Raw genomic sequence first — 20,177 nt, 5'->3', positions numbered from 1 at the left:
ATCAGCGGTGGAGCCACATACGGATGGCAAGGAGCAACTGCTCGGTGTTGACGGGTTTTGCCAGATAGTCCGACGCTCCGGCCTCGAGGCACTTCTCGCGGTCGCCCTTCATCGCCTTGGCGGTCAGCGCGATGATGGGCAGGCGGCCAAACGACGGGTTCTGCCTGATGACCCCGATGGTCTGGTAGCCGTCCATCTGCGGCATCATGATATCCATCAGCACGATCGCTATCTTGGGATTGGATTCGACCAGCGCAATGGCCTCATGGCCGGTGGTCGCCGTCAGCACCTTCATGCCGCGCCGTTCCAGCACGCTCGACAGCGCGAAGATGTTACGGGCGTCGTCGTCCACCAGAAGCGCGGTCTTGCCAACGAGATCCTCATCGGAACTATTGAGCTTCTCCAGCATCCTCTGCTTCTCGACCGGCAATTCCGTGATCACACGGTGCAAAAACAGCGACGTTTCGTCGAGCAGGCGCTCCGGCGATTCCACGCCCTTGACCACGATGCTGCGGGCCATGGTGTGGAGTTCCGCGTCTTCCTCGGCGGAAAGTTCCCGCCCGGTGAACACGACCACCGGCACGTTCGAAAGCGCCTCGTCGTTGCGGATCTGGTCGAGCACCTCGAAACCGCTCATGTCCGGCAACCGCAGGTCCAGCACGACGCAGTCGCAGGGGTTGTCGCGCAGGGTCGAGAGTGCGCCGGCGCCGGTATCGGTGGTGAGGATCTCGATATCCACGTGATCGAGCAGGGCCTTGATGCTCATCTGCTCGGCGGCGTTGTCTTCCACGATCAGAAGACGCTTGCGCCGCGGCTTGGCGTATTCCTTGATCTGGGACAGTGCGGCGCTGACGCCTTCGGTCGTGGTCGGCTTGTTGACGAACGAGAATGCGCCGCGTGCCAGCGCGTGCTGGCGGTCCTCGTCGAGCGTGATGATCTGCACCGGAATGTGCCGGGTCAGCGGATTGTGCTTGAGCTGGCTGAGCACGGTCCAGCCCAGCATGTCCGGCAGGAACACATCGAGCGACACCGCCGTGGGCTGGAACTGCTTGGCGAGTTCGAGCGCTTCGGCGCCGCGATTGGCGACCAGGACCTTGAAGCCCTTGTCGCGGGCGAGATCGATCAGCACCCGCGCGTAGTGCGGATCGTCCTCGACGATCAGGAGGATGGTGTCGCCGGCCTCGAGGTTGAGCCGGTCATCCGGCAGTTGCTCGATCACCCGCTCCTGGGTCGCGGCAACCTGCAGCGCCGGCGCGGTCAGATAGGGCGACGGGGCAGGGGTGCGCGGCGCGACGGTGGGCCCGGAATATTTCAAGGGCAGATACAGGATGAAGGTGCTGCCCTTGCCCGGGGCGCTGCGCAGATGAATCTCGCCGCCGAGCAGGCTCGCAAGTTCGCGGCTGATGGCAAGGCCGAGGCCGGTGCCGCCATATTTTCGGCTGGTGCCGGCATCCGCCTGCTGGAACGCTTCGAAGATCAGCTTCTGTTTTTCCGGCGGAATGCCGATGCCGGTGTCGGTGACCTCGAAGGCGACGACCGCGGGAGCATGGTTCAGGATCGGGTGCTCCGCGCTCCATCCGCCAAGCGCGGCGGACACGGTCAGCCGCACGCCGCCTTCGGCGGTGAACTTGAACGCGTTCGACAGCAGGTTCTTCAGCACCTGCTGCAGGCGTTTGGAGTCGGTCACCATGCTGCGGGCGAGGTTCTCGTCGACGCTGATGTTGAACGAGAGCTGGCGGTTGTCGGCTTCGTGCCTGAACGGCCGGCCGACGGTTTCCAAAAGGTTCGAGGTGAGGATTTCCTCGGCATCGACCGTCACCGTTCCGGATTCGATCTTCGACAGGTCGAGAATGTCGCTGATCAGATTGAGCAGGTCGGTGCCGGCGCCGTGGATGGTGCGGGCGAATTCGACCTGCTTGGCCGACAGATTGCCGTCGGGGTTTTCGGTGAGCTGCTGGCCGAGGATCAGGATGCTGTTGAGCGGCGTGCGCAGCTCGTGCGACATGTTGGCGAGGAATTCGGACTTGTACTTCGACGTCAGCGAAAGCTCGGTCGCCTTCTCCTCGAGCGCGCGCCGCGCCTGTTCGATTTCCTGGTTCTTTCTTTCCACCTCGACGTTGCGTTCGGCGAGCTGCTGGGCCTTCTGTTCGAGCTGTTCGTTGGTCTGCTGCAGTTCCTTCTGCTGGGTCTGCAATTCGCCGGCGAGCTGCTGCGACTGTTTCAGCAGGCCTTCGGTCTGCATCGTGGCCTCGATCGAGTTGAGCACGATGCCGATGGAGTCGGTGAGTTGTTCGAGGAAGGTCATCTGCGACGTGGTGAACGAGCTGATCGAGCCGAGCTCGATGACGGCCTTCACCTGGCTTTCGAACAGCACCGGTAGCACGACGAGATTTCGCGGGACGACGCGAAGAAGGGCGGAGTTGATTGGGGTCGCATCCGCCGGAATGTCGGAAAGGATGCGCTGGCGCTTGTCCATCGCAGCTTGCCCGACCAGCCCTTCGCCGAACTGGACGACCTCCTTGTGCGGGCTGGCGCCGTCGCCGGCATAGGCCGAGAGCAGGCGAAGCTGCGGATTTTCCTCGTTCTCGACCTGGTAGATCACGCCCATATGGGCGTTCACCAGCGGAGTCAGCTCGGTCAGCAGCAGCCGGCCGACGGTTGTGAGATCGCGCTGACCCTGGAGCATGTTGGTGAATTTGGCGAGGTTGGTCTTCAGCCAGTCCTGTTCCGAGTTCACGTCCGTGGTCAGGCGGAGAGTGCCGATCATGGTGTTGATGTTGTCTTTGAGTTCGGCGAGTTCGCCGCGGGCATCGACCTGGATCGAGCGGGTAAGGTCGCCCTTTGTCACCGCGGTCGCGACCTCGGCAATGGCGCGCACCTGAGAGGTCAGATTGGCGGCGAGCAAATTGACGTTGCCGGTGAGATCCTTCCAGGTGCCGGCGGCGCCGGGAACGTTGGCCTGGCCGCCGAGCCTTCCTTCGACACCCACTTCGCGGGCCACCGAGGTGACCTGATCGGCGAACGTCGCCAGCGTTTCGGTCATGTTGTTGATGGTATCGGCGAGAGCGGCGACTTCGCCCTTCGATTTCACCGTCAGGTCCTGCTTCAAATCGCCGTTGGCGACCGCGGTCACCACCTTGACGATGCCGCGGACCTGTTCGGTGAGGTTGGCGGCCATGAAGTTGACGGTGTCGGTGAGGTCCTTCCAGGTGCCGGCGACGCCGGGCACCTGCGCCTGTCCGCCGAGCTTACCCTCGGTGCCGACCTCGCGGGCGACGCGGGTGACTTCGCCGGCGAACGCGTTCAGCTGATCGACCATCGTATTGATGGTGTTCTTGAGTTCGAGGATTTCGCCCTTCACGTCGACCGTGATCTTGCGCGACAAGTCGCCGCGCGCCACCGCCGTGGTGACCTCGGCGATGTTGCGGACTTGTGTGGTGAGATTGGCCGCCAGCAGGTTGACGTTGTCGGTCAGGTCCTTGAACGTTCCGCCGACGCCGGGCACCACCGCCTGGCCGCCGAGGCGTCCCTCGGTACCGACTTCGCGCGCGACGCGGGTCACTTCGGCCGCGAACGAGCGCAGCTGTTCGACCATCGTGTTCAAGGTGTCCTTGAGCAGCAGGATTTCGCCGCGCACGTCCACCGTGATCTTCTTGGACAGGTCGCCGCCGGCGATCGCGGTCGCGACCTCGGCGATGTTGCGGACCTGCGCCGTCAGGTTGGAAGCCATGAAGTTGACGTTGTCGGTGAGGTCCTTCCAGGTGCCGGCGACTTCGGGCACTTGCGCCTGGCCGCCGAGCTTGCCTTCGGTGCCGACTTCGCGCGCCACGCGCGTCACCTCGGAGGCGAAGGCGTTGAGCTGGTCCACCATCGTGTTGACGGTGTTTTTCAGTTCGAGAATCTCGCCCTTGACGTCCACCGTGATCTTCTTGGACAGGTCGCCCTTCGCCACCGCCGTGGTCACTTCGGCGATGTTGCGGACCTGGCCGGTGAGGTTGCCGGCCATCGAGTTGACGTTGTCGGTAAGATCCTTCCAGGTGCCGGCCACACCGGGCACGTTGGCCTGGCCGCCGAGCCGGCCTTCGGTGCCGACCTCGCGCGCCACGCGGGTCACTTCACCCGCGAAACGGTTGAGCTGGTCTACCATCGTGTTGAGCGTTTCCTTCAGCTGCAGGATCTCGCCGCGCACGTCCACGGTGATCTTGCGCGACAGGTCGCCGCCGGCGATGGCGGTCGCCACCTCGGCGATGTTGCGGACCTGCGCCGTCAGATTGCCGGCCATCGAGTTGACGCTGTCCGTCAAGTCCTTCCAGGTGCCGGCGACGCCGGGCACTTCGGCCTGGCCGCCGAGCTTGCCGTCGGTGCCGACCTCGCGCGCCACGCGCGTCACTTCGCCGGCAAAGGCGTTGAGCTGGTCGACCATCGTGTTCAGCGTTTCCTTGAGCTGAAGGATTTCGCCCGACACGTTCACCGTGATCTTCTTCGACAAGTCGCCCTTGGCGACGGCGGTGGCGACTTCGGCGATGTTTCGCACCTGGCCGGTGAGGTTGCTGGCCATCGAGTTGACGCTGTCGGTGAGATCCTTCCAGGTGCCGGCGACGCCGCGCACCAGCGCCTGGCCGCCGAGCTTGCCTTCGGTGCCGACCTCGCGCGCGACGCGCGTCACTTCGCCGGCAAACGCGTTGAGCTGGTCGACCATCGTGTTGACGGTGTCCTTCAGCTCCAGAATTTCGCCACGCACGTCCACCGTGATCTTCTTCGACAAGTCGCCATTGGCGACCGCCGTCGTCACTTCGGCGATGTTGCGGACCTGAGCCGTCAGGTTGCTCGCCATCGAGTTGACGCTCTCGGTGAGATCCTTCCAGGTGCCGGCGACGCCGAGCACGTTGGCCTGACCGCCGAGCCGCCCGTCGGTGCCGACTTCGCGCGCGACGCGCGTCACTTCGCCGGCAAAGGCGTTGAGCTGGTCGACCATCGTATTGAGGGTTTCCTTCAGCTGAAGGATTTCACCGGATACGTTGACGGTGATCTTCTTGGAAAGGTCGCCGCCCGCGATCGCGGTCGCGACGTCGGCAATGTTGCGGACCTGCGCGGTCAGGTTGGAGGCCATGAAGTTGACGTTGTCGGTGAGGTCCTTCCAGGTACCGGCGACGCCGGGCACCTGGGCCTGACCGCCCAATTTGCCTTCGGTGCCGACCTCGCGCGCGACGCGCGTCACTTCCGAGGCGAAGGAGTTGAGCTGGTCCACCATCGTGTTGATGGTGTCTTTCAATTCCAGAATTTCGCCGCGGACGTCCACCGTGATCTTGCGCGAGAGGTCGCCGCGGGCGACGGCGGTGGTGACGTTGGCGATGTTGCGGACCTGCGCGGTGAGGTTGCCGCACATCGCGTTGACGGAGTCGGTGAGATCCTTCCAGGTGCCGGCGACGCCGGGCACGATCGCCTGACCGCCGAGCTTGCCGTCGGTGCCGACTTCGCGGGCCACACGTGTCACTTCGGAAGCGAACGAACGCAGCTGATCCACCATCGTATTGATGGCTTCCTTCAGCTGCAGGATCTCGCCGCGGACGTCGACCGTGATCTTTTTCGACAAGTCGCCATTGGCGACCGCGATCGTGACTTCCGCGATGTTGCGGACCTGGCCGGTGAGGTTGTTGGCCATGGAGTTGACGCTCTCGGTCAAATCCTTCCAGACGCCGGTGACTTCCGGCACCTGCGCCTGGCCGCCGAGCTTGCCCTCGGTGCCGACCTCGCGCGCCACGCGCGTCACTTCCGAGGTGAACACGCTGAGCTGTTTGATCATCGTGTTGACGATGTTGGCGGACTGCAAAAATTCGCCGCCCAGCGGGCGGCCATCGACATCGAGTTGCACGGTCTGCAGCAGGTCTCCCTGCGCCACGGCGGCGACCGCGCGGGTCACCTCGCGGGTCGGCCATAGCAGATCGTCGATCAGGGTGTTGACCGACCCTTCCATGTCCGCCCACGAGCCGCTCGAAAGATCGAATTTGACACGCTGCCGGGTTTTGCCCTCGCGGCCGACGACCTGTCCGACGCGCTCCAGTTGCTGCGCCATTCGTTGATTGGCGGCGACGATCTCATTGAAGGTGTCGGCGATCTTGCCCTCGATGCCGAGATGATCGCCGGTCATCCGCACCGAGAAATCGCCGGAGCGCATCGCCTGCAGCGCGTGCAACAGGTCCTGCATCGGGTCGGGCGTGCCGTTGGCTTGCGCTTTGGCTTTGGAGACGCGGCCGACCGGAGATGATGCTCCAGGGGAAAGATCACTCATGGTGTCTCCTCGAGGCGATGTCGCGCGAATCTGGCCGCTGGTATGCGATTTGCGCCATAAGACGTGCCGCCCGATCGGAGATCAAGGTGGAACAGCAGGTGATGCAGCAAAATCAATGACATGGAACCCAGCCCGAACTGTTTAAAACCGCTCGGATGCCTTTGGTTCCACCACCCCGGCAAAAAAGTTCCATAGCGTGAAAGGCCGTTAACCTTTGCAGGCTCGGCTTTCCTTGATGAACGCGCCGCAAACAAAAAACGCCCCGGCAAGCCGGGGCGTTCGTTGCTAACAAAAGCGGTGAGGGGTCTTAAGAACCCTTCGGATTGATCTCGGTGTAGTTACCCTTGGCATCCCACTTGTAGACGACATAGTCGATCGCCTTGATGTCGCCCTTGGCATCGAAGCCCATCTTGCCGAGCACGGTATCCCACTCGCCGGCCTTGATGGCTTCCATCACCTTCTTGGGATCGGTCGAGCCGACCTTCGCCACCGCCTTCGTCCAGACCTGCATCGCGGCGTAGGTGTAGAGGGTGTAGCCTTCGGGATCGATGTTCTTGGCCTTGAACTTGGCGACGATCTCCTTGGCGGTCGGCTTGTTGCGCGGGTCGGGGCCGAAGGTGAACAGCGTGCCTTCGGCGGCGGGACCTGCGATCGAGGCGAACTCCTTGTCGTTCAAGGCGTCGCCCGCCATCAACACCGTCTTCAGGCCCTGGTCGCGCATCTGGCGCAGGATCAGGCCGGATTCCTGATGGTAACCGCCGACAAAGACCAGATCGATATTGTCGCGCTTCAGCCGCGACACGATCGCGTTAAAATCCTTGTCGCCCTTGTTGTAGGATTCGAACATCTTCTCGGTGACGCCGGCCTTGTTGAGCGCCTTCTTGGTTTCGTCGGCGAGGCCTTTGCCGTAGGTGGTCTTGTCGTTGAGGATGGCGACGTTCTTGCCCTTGTAGTTCTTGACGATGTAATCGGCGGCAATCAGGCCCTGCTGATCGTCGCGGCCGCAGACGCGCGCCACGTTCCAGAGCTTGCGCTCGGTGAACAGCGGGTTGGTCGAGGCCGGCGTAATCTGCAGCACGTTGCCGTCGGCATAGGCTTCCGACGCCGGGATCGACGAGGACGAGCAGAAGTGACCGGCGACGAACGGGATCTTCGCGCTGGCGAACTTTTCCGCCACCGAGCGCGCCTGCTTGGGATCGCAGGCATCGTCGCCGACCTGCAGCGCCAGCTTCTTGCCGAGCACACCGCCGGCGGCGTTGATGTCGGCCACCGCCTGTTCGGCACCGTTTTTCATCTGCCGGCCGAACGCGGATTCGCCGCCCGTCATCGGGCCCGCCACTGCGATATTGATGTCCTGCGCCAGCGCGGTGGTCGAAAGCGCCAATGTTGCGCCCAATGCCAGGCCGATGAGTTTCAATGATTTCATGAGTTATCCTCGCGGGTTGTTCGATTTTCGGGATGCACCCGGCGGGCCGGGCGCGAAAACCGCGACCATTGTCGGCTGATTTTACCGCGAAGTCATCGGCAAATTTCGGGCAAATCCACCGTCCGTTCGCAGCATCTTGCCGCAGCGGGCGGTTTTCGCCGCCGGCTTGGGCAACGCTAGCCCCGCCGGCCGCCTTCCAGATAGGCGGCGCGGATTTCCGGGCGCTGTAACAATTCACTGCCGGTGCCGGAGAGCGTGATCAGGCCGTTGACCATGACATAGCCGCGATGGGCGAGTTTCAACGCGTGATTGGCGTTTTGTTCGACGATCAGCACGGTCAGGCCGTCCTGCCGGTTCAGGGTCCGGATGGCGTCGAAAATCTGCCGCGCGATCAGGGGGGCAAGGCCGAGCGACGGCTCATCGAGCATCAGCAGGCGTGGCCGGCTCATCAGGGCGCGGCCGATCGCCAGCATCTGCTGCTCGCCGCCCGACAAGGTTCCGCCGCGCTGGGTCATGCGTTCCTTGAGCCGCGGGAACAGCGTAAAAATACGCTCCAGGCCGCTGGCGCGGTCGGCGTCGCTGGAGTCGGTCGCGTCGGCGCCCATCTGCAGGTTTTCCGCCACGCTCATGCGCGGGAAAATCCGGCGGCCTTCCGGGGATTGGGCGATGCGCAGCCGCGCGATCTCGTGCGTCGGCACGCCGGTGATATCCTGGCCGTCATATTCGATCCGGCCGGCGCGGGCGCGGGGCCTGCCGAACACCGTCATCATCAAAGTCGATTTGCCGGCGCCGTTGGCGCCGATCAGGGCGACGATCTCGCCCGCGCCGACCTCGAGATCGACGCCTTTCAGCGCCTCGATCTTGCCATAGGCCGCGCGCAAGCCGCGGATCGCCAGCAGCGGCGTTGTTGGGGATGATGCGGTCACGTTCCGCTCTCCATCACCGCGATGGCTTCCTCCTCGTCGGCGCCGAGATAGGCGGCGATCACCTTGGGGTCGTCGCGGACATGTTGCGGCGTGCCCTCGGCGATCTTGACGCCGTAGTCCATCACGACGACGTGGTCGGAGATTTCCATCACCACCGACATGTCGTGCTCGATCAGGAGGATCGAGGTGCCCTGATTCGCGCGGATCGAGAGCAGCAGCTCGCTCAGGCTTGCACTCTCCCGCGCGTTGAGGCCGGCGGCCGGCTCGTCGAGGCAGAGTAGCGCCGGTTCAGTGCACATGGCGCGCGCGATTTCGAGGCGGCGCTGATCGCCATAGGGCAGGTTGCCGGCGGCATCGTCGGCGCGGTCCAAAAGATCAATGCGCTCCAGCCACGTTCGCGCCAGATCGATCGCCGCTTTCTCCGCGACGCGCCAGGACGGCGCGCCGATCAGTCCGAGCAGGGTAAGGCCGGAGGCGCGCATCAGCGCATTGTGCTGCGCCACCATCAAATTCTCCAGCGCCGTCATGCCGGGGAAGAGACGGATGTTCTGGAAGGTGCGCGCGACTTTCGCCTGCTTGGAAATCCGGAAATCGTTCAGCCGTTCGAGCTGGATGTTGTGGCCGTCATCATGCGCCAGCCGCATGCTGCCGCTGGTCGGCTTGTAGAATCCGGTGATGCAGTTGAAGACGGTGGTCTTGCCGGCGCCGTTCGGTCCGATCAGGGCGGTGATCTTGCGCCGTTCGGCGCCGAAGGAGAGGTCGTTGACGGCGACGATGCCGCCGAAGCGCATCGACAGGTGATCGACGGAAAGGATGTGGTCAAGAATCTGATCGGCGCTCATCCGTGCCCCTCCTTGACGAGGTCGGACGAGATCGCCTGGTTGCGTTCCAGGAACACGGTCGGCGCACGGTGACCGATCAGGCCGCGCGGGCGCCAGATCATCAACAGCACCATCGCCATGCCGAACACCAGCATGCGGTATTGGTCGAGCCCGCGGAACAGTTCGAAGCCGCCGATCATGGCAAGCGCCGCCAGCGCCACGCCAAGCTGCGAGCCCATGCCGCCCAGCACCACGATCGCCAGCACCAGCGCCGATTCATGGAAGGTGAAGGATTCCGGGCTGATGAAGCCTTGTCTGGTCGCGAAGAACGCGCCGGCGAGACCGCCGAACATCGCACCGGTCGCAAACGCCGTCAGTTTTGTCGTTGTCGTGTTGATGCCGAGCGCGCGGCAGGCGACTTCGTCCTCGCGCAAGGCTTCCCAGGCGCGGCCGATCGGTAGCCGGCGCAGCCGGATCGTGACCCAGTTGGTGAGCAGCGCGAGCGCCAGGATCAAGTAGAACAGAAACACGATGCGGTGGGTCGGCGAGAATTCGATGCCGAGTTTGGCGGCAAGCCCGTCGTCGCCTGGCGAGAGCGGAATGCCGAACATGGTCGGCCGGGGAATGCCGGTGACGCCGTTCGGACCGCCGGTCAGGCTTTGCCAGTTGAGCAGGACGAGGCGGATGATCTCGCCGAAGGCGAGGGTGACGATGGCGAGATAGTCGCCGCGCAGTCGCAGCACGGGAAAACCGAGCAGCACGCCCCAGAACGCGGCGAGGATGCCGGCCAGCGGCAGGCAGATCCAGAACGACAGTCCGAAATTGGTCGCCAGCAGCGCGTAGGAATAGGCGCCCACCGCATAGAACGCGACATAGCCGAGGTCGAGCAGGCCGGCGAGGCCGACCACCACGTTCAATCCCCATCCGAGCATGACGTAAGTCAGCACGAGGATACCGAGGTCGAGAATGTAGCGTTCGTTGTAGAAGATCACCGGCACCAGGAAGGTGAAGATCAAGAGCACCGGCGCGACGAGACGACCCGCGAACGAAAGCGCCGATGTTACCTGCGGCGGCACGACGCGCACGGTGCCGACCGGTCCCCACCATTGCCGCAGCAACTCGACAACGATGCTGCCGCCGAACACGGTTGCGACCATCATGGCGAGGTCGCCGAAGCGGGTCCAGTAGGTCAGTTGCCCGTCGGATCCTGCTTCGGTACGCACGCCGATCATCAGCGAGAACAGCACCAGCGCGACCAGCGCGCTGATCAGGGCTTTCTTGAAGATGAAGGCGACGCCGGGAGCGCGCGAGGTTTGCATGGCGGCGGGGGGCGCGTTCACGCGGGCGCCCGTCAGACTTTTTCGACTTCAGGCCGGCCGAGCAGGCCGGTCGGAAGGAAGATCAGCACGACGATCAGGATCGAAAACGCCGCGACGTCCTTGTACTCGACCGAGAAGTAGGCCGACCACAGCGTCTCGATCAGCCCGATCAGAAGTCCGCCCAGCATCGCGCCGGGCAGCGAGCCGATGCCGCCGAGCACGGCGGCGGTGAACGCCTTGATGCCGGCGACGAAGCCCATGAAGAAATCGACGAGGCCGTAATAGAGCAGGTACATCATGCCGGCGACAGCAGCGAGCGCCGCGCCGATCACGAAGGTCATCGAGATGGTGCGGTCGACGTCGACGCCGAGCAGCGAGGCCATGGTCTGGTCCTGCTCGCAGGCGCGCATGTCGCGGCCGAGCCGCGTGCTCGATACCAGCCAGGTGAACAGCGCGAGCAACACGACGGTCGTGATCACCACGATGATCTGGATGTTGGACAATTGCACCACGAAGCCGCCGGAGCCCTCATGCAGCGTGTAGCCGCCGGTGATGATCGGCGGCACCGGCTTGACGCGCGCACCCTGGGCGACCTGGGAATAATTGGTCAGCACGAATGACATACCGATGGCCGACAGCATCGGGGCGAGGCGGAACGAATGCCGCAGCGGCCGGTAGGCGATGCGCTCCACGGTCCAGCCATACAGCGCGGTGATCGCCATCGATACCAACAGCACGACCAGCAGGATCAGGGGGATCGCGGTCAGGCCGAACGAAACCAGGATCAGGAACGTGATCAGGGCAATGAAGCCGCCGATCATGAAAATATCGCCATGGGCGAAATTGATCATGCCGACAATACCATAGACCATAGTGTAGCCGATGGCGATCAGGCCGTAGATCGAGCCGAGCACGAGGCCGTTGATCAGTTGCTGGGCGAAATAATCCATGCGCTGCCGTATCTAGAGGTCAACGCGCCGAGGCCCCCGGCAGCCTTGATCGACGCATCGTGTCGTTTTCTTACAGTTTGGAACCGGGGGCGGCAACAGCGCTGGCTACGGCCCGGAGGGCTTGTACAGAGCTAGTTTTGAGCTGCCGGTTCCCAGGGAGTTCCTTGGGTCACAATGCCAACACGGCTTTGCCGCGCAATCATCGCGTCGGAACCGGTGTTCCCTCGCAACCAAAGCCCGGACTTTCCGTTGCCTCCGACTGTGTTCAACAAGGGAGATCCCCACATGAGCAACCCGACCCAAAAGCCGGGCCAGCAGAACCAGAACCCGGGTCAGAAGCCCGGCCAGCAGCAGGGCGGCGGTCAAAAGCCCGGTCAGCAGCAGCAGGATCCGAGCCGCCGTCAGGGCGAGCGACCCGGCGAGATGCCTGATCAGGACCGCTAGTTCGCAGGACCGCTGGTTCGAACGTAAGCGAGAGTTGAGGAAGGCCCCGCCGAAAGGCGGGGCTTTTCCTGTATGCGGGGAGGCCGGCCGCCGGCCAATTAAGGTAAACAAAGGGTTTAAATTGCCGCTCGCCGTTTAGAGGAGTTACGTCGCCGTCAGCCCGCCGCCTCGAAGAGCGGCGGAACCAACGGGAAGCGGCATGGCCAAACACTGGCGGATCAGTTCACTCAGCGGCGCGCTGCTGGCGGCGTATTTCATTCCGGCCTGGACCCTGATCGCGTTCAAGATCATGGTTTCGCCGATCCATGGCCTCTACGACCGGCCCAACATTTCGTTCGCTTTGTTCGTCAGCGATCATCTGCAACTGGCGGGCACGGCGACCGTCCGTTTCGCCTGGCTATTGGCGCTCGGGCGGATGACGGTCGTGGCGTTCTTTGCGGTCTTTCTGGTGTTCGTGACCCGCGCCGCGATCCGCAAGAGTGGCGGCTGCAACGAAGCTCTCGGCATGGCGCTGGCGATAGGCAGCGTCATCAGCTTTGCGGGCGTGCTGATGGCGTCGCAGGCCGGTGAGACCGCCGCCCTTCGGATGCATGCGGCCGAACTGTTGATGATGCTCGGCACCGTGATCGTGATGCTGGTCGAGGCGCCGGCGCAGAGGCCGGCGGATGCGAGCGCCGGCTCGGGCGAGCTATCCCTTCAGCAGACCTAGTTCGGCGACGATCCCTGCGGCTTCCTTGACGGCGTGGTTGGCCGCAGGCACGCCGCAATAGATCGCCTGCTGCAGGATGATTTCCTTGATATCATCGGGCGTGAAGCCGCCCTCGGCGAGGGCCGCGCGCACGTGCAGGCGGAATTCATCCCATTGGCCGAGCGCGACCATGGTGCCGATCACGAGCACGCGGCGGGTGCGATGATCGAAATGCGGCCGGGTCCAGATATCGCCCCAGGCATAGCGGGTGATCAGGTCCTGGAAATCGGTGTTGAACGCGTTGCGGCCCGCGATCGATTTGTCGACCCATTCATTGCCGAGCACTTTTCGGCGTTGGGTCATGCCGTTGTCGCGGCGCTTGTCGTCGTCCATGGGTTCTCTCCTTTCGTCATTGCGAGCCAAGCGAAGCAATCCATCGTACAACGAAGGGAAGTATGGATTGCTTCGCGGAGTTTATCATCGGGCGCGCATTCGCGCGACCCGTTGGCTCGCAATGACGGCTGTTAGAGTTAGCGTTGCGTCAGGAAGCCGACCACCGCGTCGGTGAAGGCGTGCGGTTGCTCGACATTGGAAATATGCGCGGCGTCCAAAATCGTCATGCTGGCGCCGGGAATCTGGCTGCGGATGAATTCACCGGCTGCAACGGGCGTCGACATGTCGTGGCGTCCGGCAATCACCAGGGTCGGGCTTTTTATCTTCGGCAGCATCTCGCGGTTATCCAGCGTCGACAGCGCCTCGCAGCAGGCGAGGTAGCCCTCGACCGGGGTCGACAGCATCATCGCCTTCATGTTGGCGGTGATCTGCGGCTCGCGCTCGCGAAAATCCGCCGTCAGCCAGCCGCCGATCACGGTGTCCGCGACGGCGGCGATGCCGCCTTCCTTCACCGCCTTGATGCGGTTGTGCCAGTTGGTCGGGTCGGGATAGTGGCAAGCGGTATTGGCGAGGATGAGTTTGCCGAATCTATCAGGCGCATTGGCGCCCAGCCATTGCCCGACCATGCCGCCCATCGACAGCCCGCACCAGTGCGTCTTGGCGATATTGAGATCGTCGAGGATCGCGAGCACGTCGCGGCCGAACCGTTCCATCGAATAGGGGCCCGGCGGCACGCTGGACTTGCCGTGGCCGCGCCGGTCGTAGCGGATGACGCGAAACACCTCCGTGAGCGCCTTCATCTGCGGCTCCCACATCTGCATGGTCGAGCCCAGCGAATTCGAGAGCATCAGCGTCGGCCCGCCGTCGCGGCCTTCGACGGAAACGTTGAGCAGGCACCCGTCGGCGTCGATCATCGGCATGGAATGTCTCCGGTCTCTTAGGTTTCCAGTGAAGCGAGCAGGCGGTCGATCAGGGCTTGCGAGGCGCCCTGATAGGCCATCGGCTCGAACAGTTTTGCGATTGTCTCGGCGCTGAGCTGCGCGGTGACTTTTGCATCCGACGTCAGCACGTCGCGCAGATGTTTCTTGCCGGCGACCGCTTGCTTGCTGGCCGCCTCGATCAGATGATGTGCGTCGCTCTTGCCGATCTTCTCAGCCAGCGCGAATGTCACCGCTTCCGCCATGATCAGCCCGTCGGTGGCGTCGAGATTGGCGCGCATCCTGATGGCATCGACTTCCAGTCCTTCGGCGATGTCGACGATGGCCGCAAGCGCTCCCGAAGTGACCAGCAGCAAGGTCGGCAGGGTCGGCCACTCCGCGTGCCAGGGGCCGGCGCTGCGTTCGTGGTCCTGCACCTGGGCGGCAAAAATCGTCGCCGCCAGATTGGGCGCCATGGTGGCGGCGGCGAGCGCGGTCGCGGCCGCCACCGGGTTGCGCTTGTGCGGCATGGTGGAGGAGCCGCCGCGGCCTTCGCCCGATGGCTCAAAGGCTTCGCCGACGTCGGTCTGCATCATCAAGGAAACATCGCGGGCGATCTTGCCGCAGCTGCCGGCGAGAATGGCGAGCACGGATGCGGCCTCCGCGATGCGGTCGCGGTGGGTGTGCCAGGGCGCCTCGGGCAGCGGCAGTTTCAGCTCCTGCGCCAGTTGTTCTGCGACCAGCAATCCCTGGTCGCCGAGCGCGGCGAGGGTGCCGGCGGCGCCGCCGAACTGCAGCGCCAGCGTCTCGCTGCGCAATCGCCGCAGCCGAGCCTGCGAGCGGTGCAGGGCCGCGGCATATTCGGCAAGCTTGAGGCCGAACGGCATCGGCAGCGCATGCTGCAGCCAGGTCCGGCCGACCACGGCGGTGTTGCGGTGCTGGCGCGCCAGTTTGGCAAAGCCCGCGATGGCGCGGGCGGTGTCAGCGAGCAGCGCATCGATGCCGGCGCGCAGGCCGAGCATGGCGCCGGTATCGATCACGTCCTGGCTGGTCGCGCCCCAATGCACGTAGCGCGCGGCGTCGGCGTCCAGCGTCGCCACGTTCGCCGTCAGCGCCTTGACCAGCGGGATCGCGAGATTGCCGGAGCGTGTCGCGGCCTCGGCCAGTGCGGCGAGGTCGAATGATTCGGCTGTGCAGGCGCTGGTGATCGGGCCCGCCGCGCTGCCGGGGATAACGCCTGTCGCGGCTTCGGCGCGGGCCAGCGCGGCCTCGAAATCCAGCATATTCTGGAGGCATGCGGCATCGTCGCACACCGCGCGCATCGCGGCGCTCGACAGCATCGGGGCAAGCAACGGGGACAGGGACGTACTCATCTGAGCCGGACCTAACCATCCCCCGTTGGCTCTGCCAACCCGGTTGGTAATACCAACCCCGTTGGTAATGCCGGGTGCTGCTGATTTTCTGGCGGTATCCCGGTCACAACACCGGGAGCCAAAATTTGCGGCATTGCGGCGATCCCTGTTGGGCTTTGCGAATATGCATCGCTCGTCATCCCAGGGCGGCCTTTCCTTATGCGCGCGTGTGCATTACTTGGGAGAACAGTTTTGCGCGTTACCGGAGGCACCACCCATGGCCATGACGATGACCGGCGAAGTCCAGCTTGCGGCGCCGCGCGAGGCCGTGTGGGCCAAATTGAACGATCCGGAGGTGCTGAAGGTCTGCATCCCCGGCTGCGAGGAGCTCGAGAAGACCGAGGACAATGGCTTCCGCGCCACCGCCAAAATGAAGGTCGGCCCGGTCTCCGCCCGCTTCAAGGGCAAGGTCACGCTGAGCGATCTCGACCCGCCCAACGGCTACAGGATCTCGGGCGAAGGTGAGGGCGGCGTTGCCGGTTTCGCCAAGGGCGGCGCCACGGTGGCGCTGGCCGAAAAGGATGGCGGCACCTTGCTCAGCTATAATGTCGAGGCCCAGATCGGCGGCAAGCTGGCCCAGCTCGGACAGCGCCTGATCAACGGCTCTGCCAAGAAATTGGCCGACGAGTTCTTCGCCAATTTCGCCAAGGCGGTGCAGGGTTGATCCCGGGTTGAAGCTTGGCTGCCTCTTGGCTCCGCCCAAGATTCCCGCCTCAAGTCCAGCCCGAATATCCCGCCAAGAGTCCCGCTAAGCGGTATCTGGCCATGCCGGAAGTGAGTGACTGCCAAGGTTGCTCATTGCCGGGATGGCCCATATTATGGCCTTGGAACGATTTTAAACGCCTGCGCAGCCGATATGCGGCAGTGCAGCTCAAGAGAGTGCTGATGGCCAAGATTTCCCTGATCGTGAACGGCAATCCCGTAAACGCCAATGTCGACTCCCGTACCCTCCTGGTCCAGTTTCTCCGCGAAAACCTGCGGCTGACGGGCACCCATGTCGGCTGCGACACCTCGCAGTGCGGCGCCTGCGTCGTCCATCTTGACGGCAAGGCGGTCAAATCCTGCACCACGCTGGCTGTCATGGCCGACGGCCACGAAGTCCGCACGATCGAGGGCCTGGCCGCCGACGGCGCGCCGCTGCATCCGATGCAGGAAGCCTTCCGTGAGCACCACGGCCTGCAATGCGGCTTCTGCACCCCCGGCATGATCATGACCGCGGTCGACTTGGTGCACCGCAAGGGCAACGACCTCTCGGACCACGTCATTCGCGAAGAGCTCGAAGGCAATCTGTGCCGCTGCACCGGCTATCAGAACATCGTGACCTCGATCGCCGCCGGCGCCAAGGCGATGGCCAAATCCGACCTTGCTTAAATCCGACCTGGCTTAAGTCCGCCTCGCATCATCGAATTCATCGCGACCGCGATCAGGAAGTTTTCATGTACGAATTCAAATATCATCGCCCCGCGACCGTGCGTCAGGCCGCCAATCTCCTGGTGAAGAACGAGGACGCCAAGGTGATCGCCGGCGGCCACACGCTGGTGCCGGTCATGAAGCAGCGGCTCGCGAGCCCGCCGCATCTGGTCGATCTCTCCCATATCGAAGGCCTCGACGGCATCGAGATGAAGGGCCGTTCTCTGGTGATCGGCGCCACCGCCAAGCACGCCGCGGTCGCGACCTCTGCCGTCGTCGGCGAAGCCATTCCGGCGCTGGCCGAACTCGCCGGCATGATCGGCGATCCTGCGGTGCGCCACAAAGGCACCATCGGCGGCTCGCTCGCCAACAACGATCCGACTGCGGATTATCCCGCCGCGGTGCTGGCGCTCGGCGCCACCATCGTCACCAACAAGCGCCGGCTGAAGGCCGAAGAATTCTTCCAGGGCCTGTTCACGACGGCGCTCGAGAGCGACGAGATCATCACCAAGGTGATGTTCCCGGTGCCGAAGAAGGCGGCCTATATCAAATTCCGCAACCAGGCCTCGCGCTACGCGCTGGTCGGCGTGTTCGTCGCCAAGCGTCCGTCGGATGTCCGCGTCGCCGTCACCGGCGCCGGCTCGGACGGCGTGTTCCGCGCCGAACCGTTCGAAGAGGCGTTGAAGAAGCGCTTCTCGCACAAGGTGCTCGACGGCGTTTCCGTTCCGGCCGAAGGGCTGAACAGCGACCTGCACGGCAGCGCCGAATATCGCGCGCATCTGATCGGCGTGCTGACGCGCCGCGCCGTCGAAGCCGCGACGGCGAAGTAAGTTTGCCGTTTCCCGGCTCAGCAAGATTGGCTTTGTCATGAGTGCATCGGCGCTACCGAAATCCGTCGATGCGATGCAGGAATTGCTGACCTCGCGCGGCTATCTCGCCGAGCGATCGCTGGCGACGGTGACCTATCTGTCGCTGCGCATGGGCCGGCCGCTGTTCCTCGAAGGCGAGGCCGGCGTCGGCAAGACCGAAATCGCCAAAGTGCTGTCGGCCGCCCTGGGCCGGAAACTGATCCGTCTGCAGTGCTACGAAGGTCTCGACGTTGCCTCCGCTGTCTACGAGTGGAACAGCGCCGCGCAGATGATCGCGATCCGGCTGGCGGAAGCCGGCGGCGACACTGACCGCGACCAGCTTTCCAGCGATATTTTCGCCGAGCGTTTCCTGATCAAGCGCCCGCTGCTGCAGGCGCTGGAGCCCGATGTGGCCGGCGCGCCGGTGCTGCTGATCGACGAACTCGACCGCGCCGACGAGGCGTTCGAGGCGTATCTTCTGGAAATCCTCTCGGACTTCCAGGTGACGATTCCCGAATTCGGCACAGTGAAGGCGCCGCAAGCGCCGATCGTCATCATCACCTCGAACCGCACCCGCGAAATCCACGACGCGCTGAAGCGCCGCTGCCTCTATCACTGGGTGGATTATCCCAATGCGGAGCGCGAGCTTGCGATCGTCAAGTCGCGCGTGCCGGATATCTCCGCAAAACTGTCGCAGCAGGTGGTGCGCTTCGTGCAGGCGTTGCGCGATCAGGATTTCTACAAGTCGCCGGGCGTTGCCGAGACCATCGACTGGGCCACCGCGCTGACCGAACTCGACGCCCGCTCGCTGACGCCGCAAGTCGTCGGCGACACGCTGGGCGCGCTCCTGAAATACCAGGACGACATAGCGCGGATGCAGGGCGACACGCTGCAGAAGGTTTTGAAGGAAGCGACGAGCGACTAGGCGAGGGCTGTGCGCTCCCTCTCCCGCGCTTGCGGGGGAGGGTTGGGGTGGGGGCTCTCTCCGAATGCTCAGGCGACGAAGTTTGGCATTGGCGGAAACAGCGAATGCAAGTTGAACAGTGTGCTTGTTGAGGCAGCCCCCACCCCAACCCTCCCCCGCAAGCGGGAGAGGGGGCGCACCGCCCGCTTGAGAGAGTAAGTGCACGATGTCGATTGACCACCTCAATCCCCCGACGGGCCAGATGGCCGACAACGTCGTCGGCTTTGCCCGCGCGTTGCGTGCCGCCGGGATTCCGGTCGGGCCGGGCGCGGTCATCGATGCGCTCAACGCGCTGCAGGTGATCGAGATCGGCAACCGCGCCGACGTCTACGCCACGCTGGAAGCGATCTTCGTCAAGCGTCACGAACATGCGCTGATTTTCAAGCAGGCTTTCGACCTGTTCTTCCGCGCCGCCGAAGAGTGGAAGTCGATGCTGGATTCGGTGCCGCTGCCGGACCACGCCAAGAAAAAACCGCCGCCGGCCTCGCGGCGTGTGCAGGAGGCTTTGGCGCAACCCTCGATTCGCGAGGAAGCCCCGCAGGCCCAGGAGCAGGAACTGCGGCTCTCCGTCTCCGACAAGGAGATCCTGCAGAAGAAAGATTTTGCGCAGATGAGCGCGGCCGAGATCGCCGAAGTGACGCGCGCGATTGCGGACATGCGATTGCCGCAGGCCGAGCTGCGCACCCGCCGTTACCAGCCGGACGCGCGCGGGCTCAAGCTCGATATGCGCCGGACGCTGCGCGGGTCCTTGCGCACCGGCGGCGAGATCATCGACATCCGAAAGCTGGGGCGGATCGATAAGCCAGCGCCGATCGTGGCGCTGCTCGATATCTCCGGGTCGATGAGCGAATACACCCGCCTGTTCCTGCATTTCCTCCATGAAATCACCGACGCCCGCAAGCGCGTCTCGGTGTTCCTGTTCGGCACCCGCCTCACCAACGTGACGCGTTCCTTACGGGCGCGCGATCCCGACGAAGCGCTGGCGCGCTGCTCGTCCTCGGTCGAGGACTGGGCCGGCGGCACCCGGATTGCTACCTCGCTGCACTCGTTCAACAAATTGTGGGGCCGGCGCGTGCTCGGGCAGGGCGCCATCGTGCTGCTGATCTCAGACGGGCTGGAGCGCGAGGCCGACGACAAACTGGCGTTCGAGATGGACCGGCTGCATAGGTCTTGCCGCCGCCTGATCTGGCTCAACCCGCTATTGCGCTATGGCGGCTTCGAGGCCAAGGCGCAGGGCATCAAAATGATGCTGCCGCACGTTGACGAATTCCGCCCGGTGCATAATTTGAGTTCAATGGAAGGGCTGATTGCGGCGCTTTCGTCGCCGCCTCCGCCCCATCATCGCAGCGTGATCCGATCGGCAGCTTGAA

General features: G+C 64.0%; 16 protein-coding genes. 7 read left to right on the top strand and 9 right to left on the bottom strand.

Features of this window, described 5'->3' with window-relative positions; genetic code table 11:
- Nucleotide 1 precedes the first annotated feature (1 nt).
- From JQ611_RS15595 to JQ611_RS15570, 6 genes are all read right to left on the bottom strand, one after another.
- Nucleotides 2-6,289, bottom strand: a complete 6,288-nt coding sequence (locus tag JQ611_RS15595) for a HAMP domain-containing protein (RefSeq protein ID WP_212465916.1) — start codon at nucleotides 6,287-6,289, stop codon at nucleotides 2-4.
- 307 nt (nucleotides 6,290-6,596) lie between these two features.
- Nucleotides 6,597-7,715 (bottom strand): branched-chain amino acid ABC transporter substrate-binding protein, encoded by a 1,119-nt coding sequence (locus tag JQ611_RS15590; protein ID WP_212265936.1) that lies wholly within the window; start codon nucleotides 7,713-7,715, stop codon nucleotides 6,597-6,599.
- Between the two features lie 176 nt (nucleotides 7,716-7,891).
- Nucleotides 7,892-8,641: an ABC transporter ATP-binding protein gene (locus JQ611_RS15585; RefSeq protein WP_212265935.1), complete on the bottom strand. Its 750-nt coding sequence runs from the start codon at nucleotides 8,639-8,641 to the stop codon at nucleotides 7,892-7,894.
- A complete protein-coding gene (locus JQ611_RS15580) occupies nucleotides 8,638-9,483 on the bottom strand; it encodes an ABC transporter ATP-binding protein (protein WP_212465915.1) in 846 nt (281 codons plus the stop codon). The genes JQ611_RS15585 and JQ611_RS15580 overlap by 4 nt, the downstream gene beginning before the upstream one ends.
- On the bottom strand, nucleotides 9,480-10,781 hold the full coding sequence (gene livM / locus JQ611_RS15575; protein ID WP_212265966.1) for a high-affinity branched-chain amino acid ABC transporter permease LivM: 1,302 nt from the start codon (nucleotides 10,779-10,781) through the stop codon (nucleotides 9,480-9,482). Before livM ends, JQ611_RS15580 begins: the two co-directional genes overlap by 4 nt.
- Before the next feature lie 32 nt (nucleotides 10,782-10,813).
- Nucleotides 10,814-11,731, bottom strand: a complete 918-nt coding sequence (locus tag JQ611_RS15570) for an ABC transporter permease subunit (RefSeq protein WP_212265933.1) — start codon at nucleotides 11,729-11,731, stop codon at nucleotides 10,814-10,816.
- Nucleotides 11,732-12,016: 285 nt separating this feature from the next.
- On the opposite strand from JQ611_RS15570, the gene JQ611_RS15565 reads away from it, so the two are divergent.
- Both JQ611_RS15565 and JQ611_RS15560 read left to right on the top strand, forming a co-directional pair.
- On the top strand, nucleotides 12,017-12,175 hold the full coding sequence (locus JQ611_RS15565) for a hypothetical protein (RefSeq protein WP_212465914.1): 159 nt from the start codon (nucleotides 12,017-12,019) through the stop codon (nucleotides 12,173-12,175).
- A 199-nt stretch (nucleotides 12,176-12,374) separates the two neighbouring features.
- Nucleotides 12,375-12,884: a hypothetical protein gene (locus JQ611_RS15560; protein WP_212465913.1), complete on the top strand. Its 510-nt coding sequence runs from the start codon at nucleotides 12,375-12,377 to the stop codon at nucleotides 12,882-12,884.
- Here the strand turns inward: JQ611_RS15560 and JQ611_RS15555 are convergent.
- The 3 genes from JQ611_RS15555 to JQ611_RS15545 all read right to left on the bottom strand — a co-directional run bounded on the left by JQ611_RS15555 (nucleotide 12,864) and on the right by JQ611_RS15545 (nucleotide 15,546).
- On the bottom strand, nucleotides 12,864-13,256 hold the full coding sequence (locus JQ611_RS15555) for a carboxymuconolactone decarboxylase family protein (protein WP_212387002.1): 393 nt from the start codon (nucleotides 13,254-13,256) through the stop codon (nucleotides 12,864-12,866). The genes JQ611_RS15560 and JQ611_RS15555 overlap by 21 nt on opposite strands.
- 137 nt (nucleotides 13,257-13,393) lie before the next feature.
- A complete protein-coding gene (gene pcaD / locus JQ611_RS15550; RefSeq protein WP_212265930.1) occupies nucleotides 13,394-14,176 on the bottom strand; it encodes a 3-oxoadipate enol-lactonase in 783 nt (260 codons plus the stop codon).
- 17 nt (nucleotides 14,177-14,193) lie between these two features.
- Complete coding sequence (locus JQ611_RS15545) at nucleotides 14,194-15,546, bottom strand: 3-carboxy-cis,cis-muconate cycloisomerase (RefSeq protein ID WP_212465912.1); 1,353 nt, start codon at nucleotides 15,544-15,546, stop codon at nucleotides 14,194-14,196.
- A gap of 256 nt (nucleotides 15,547-15,802) precedes the next feature.
- Here JQ611_RS15545 and JQ611_RS15540 point away from each other — a divergent pair, with 256 nt between their 5' ends.
- The 5 genes from JQ611_RS15540 to JQ611_RS15520 all read left to right on the top strand — a co-directional run bounded on the left by JQ611_RS15540 (nucleotide 15,803) and on the right by JQ611_RS15520 (nucleotide 20,176).
- Nucleotides 15,803-16,249 (top strand): carbon monoxide dehydrogenase subunit G, encoded by a 447-nt coding sequence (locus JQ611_RS15540; RefSeq protein WP_212265928.1) that lies wholly within the window; start codon nucleotides 15,803-15,805, stop codon nucleotides 16,247-16,249.
- Nucleotides 16,250-16,470: 221 nt separating this feature from the next.
- Entirely contained in the window at nucleotides 16,471-16,956 is a 486-nt protein-coding gene (locus JQ611_RS15535; RefSeq protein ID WP_212036960.1) for a (2Fe-2S)-binding protein, read from the top strand.
- 65 nt (nucleotides 16,957-17,021) lie between these two features.
- Nucleotides 17,022-17,825: a xanthine dehydrogenase family protein subunit M gene (locus JQ611_RS15530; RefSeq protein ID WP_211996304.1), complete on the top strand. Its 804-nt coding sequence runs from the start codon at nucleotides 17,022-17,024 to the stop codon at nucleotides 17,823-17,825.
- Between the two features lie 37 nt (nucleotides 17,826-17,862).
- Complete coding sequence (locus JQ611_RS15525; protein WP_192734113.1) at nucleotides 17,863-18,768, top strand: MoxR family ATPase; 906 nt, start codon at nucleotides 17,863-17,865, stop codon at nucleotides 18,766-18,768.
- A 205-nt stretch (nucleotides 18,769-18,973) separates the two neighbouring features.
- Nucleotides 18,974-20,176: a VWA domain-containing protein gene (locus JQ611_RS15520; protein ID WP_212465911.1), complete on the top strand. Its 1,203-nt coding sequence runs from the start codon at nucleotides 18,974-18,976 to the stop codon at nucleotides 20,174-20,176.
- Nucleotide 20,177: the final 1 nt, after the last annotated feature.

It is taken from the genome of Bradyrhizobium sp. AUGA SZCCT0182, assembly GCF_018130185.1.
In the GTDB taxonomy this organism is placed as follows: Bacteria; Pseudomonadota; Alphaproteobacteria; order Rhizobiales; family Xanthobacteraceae; genus Bradyrhizobium.
Note: the sequence above shows the minus strand (reverse complement) of the source record. Positions and strands in the feature narration are given on the sequence as shown.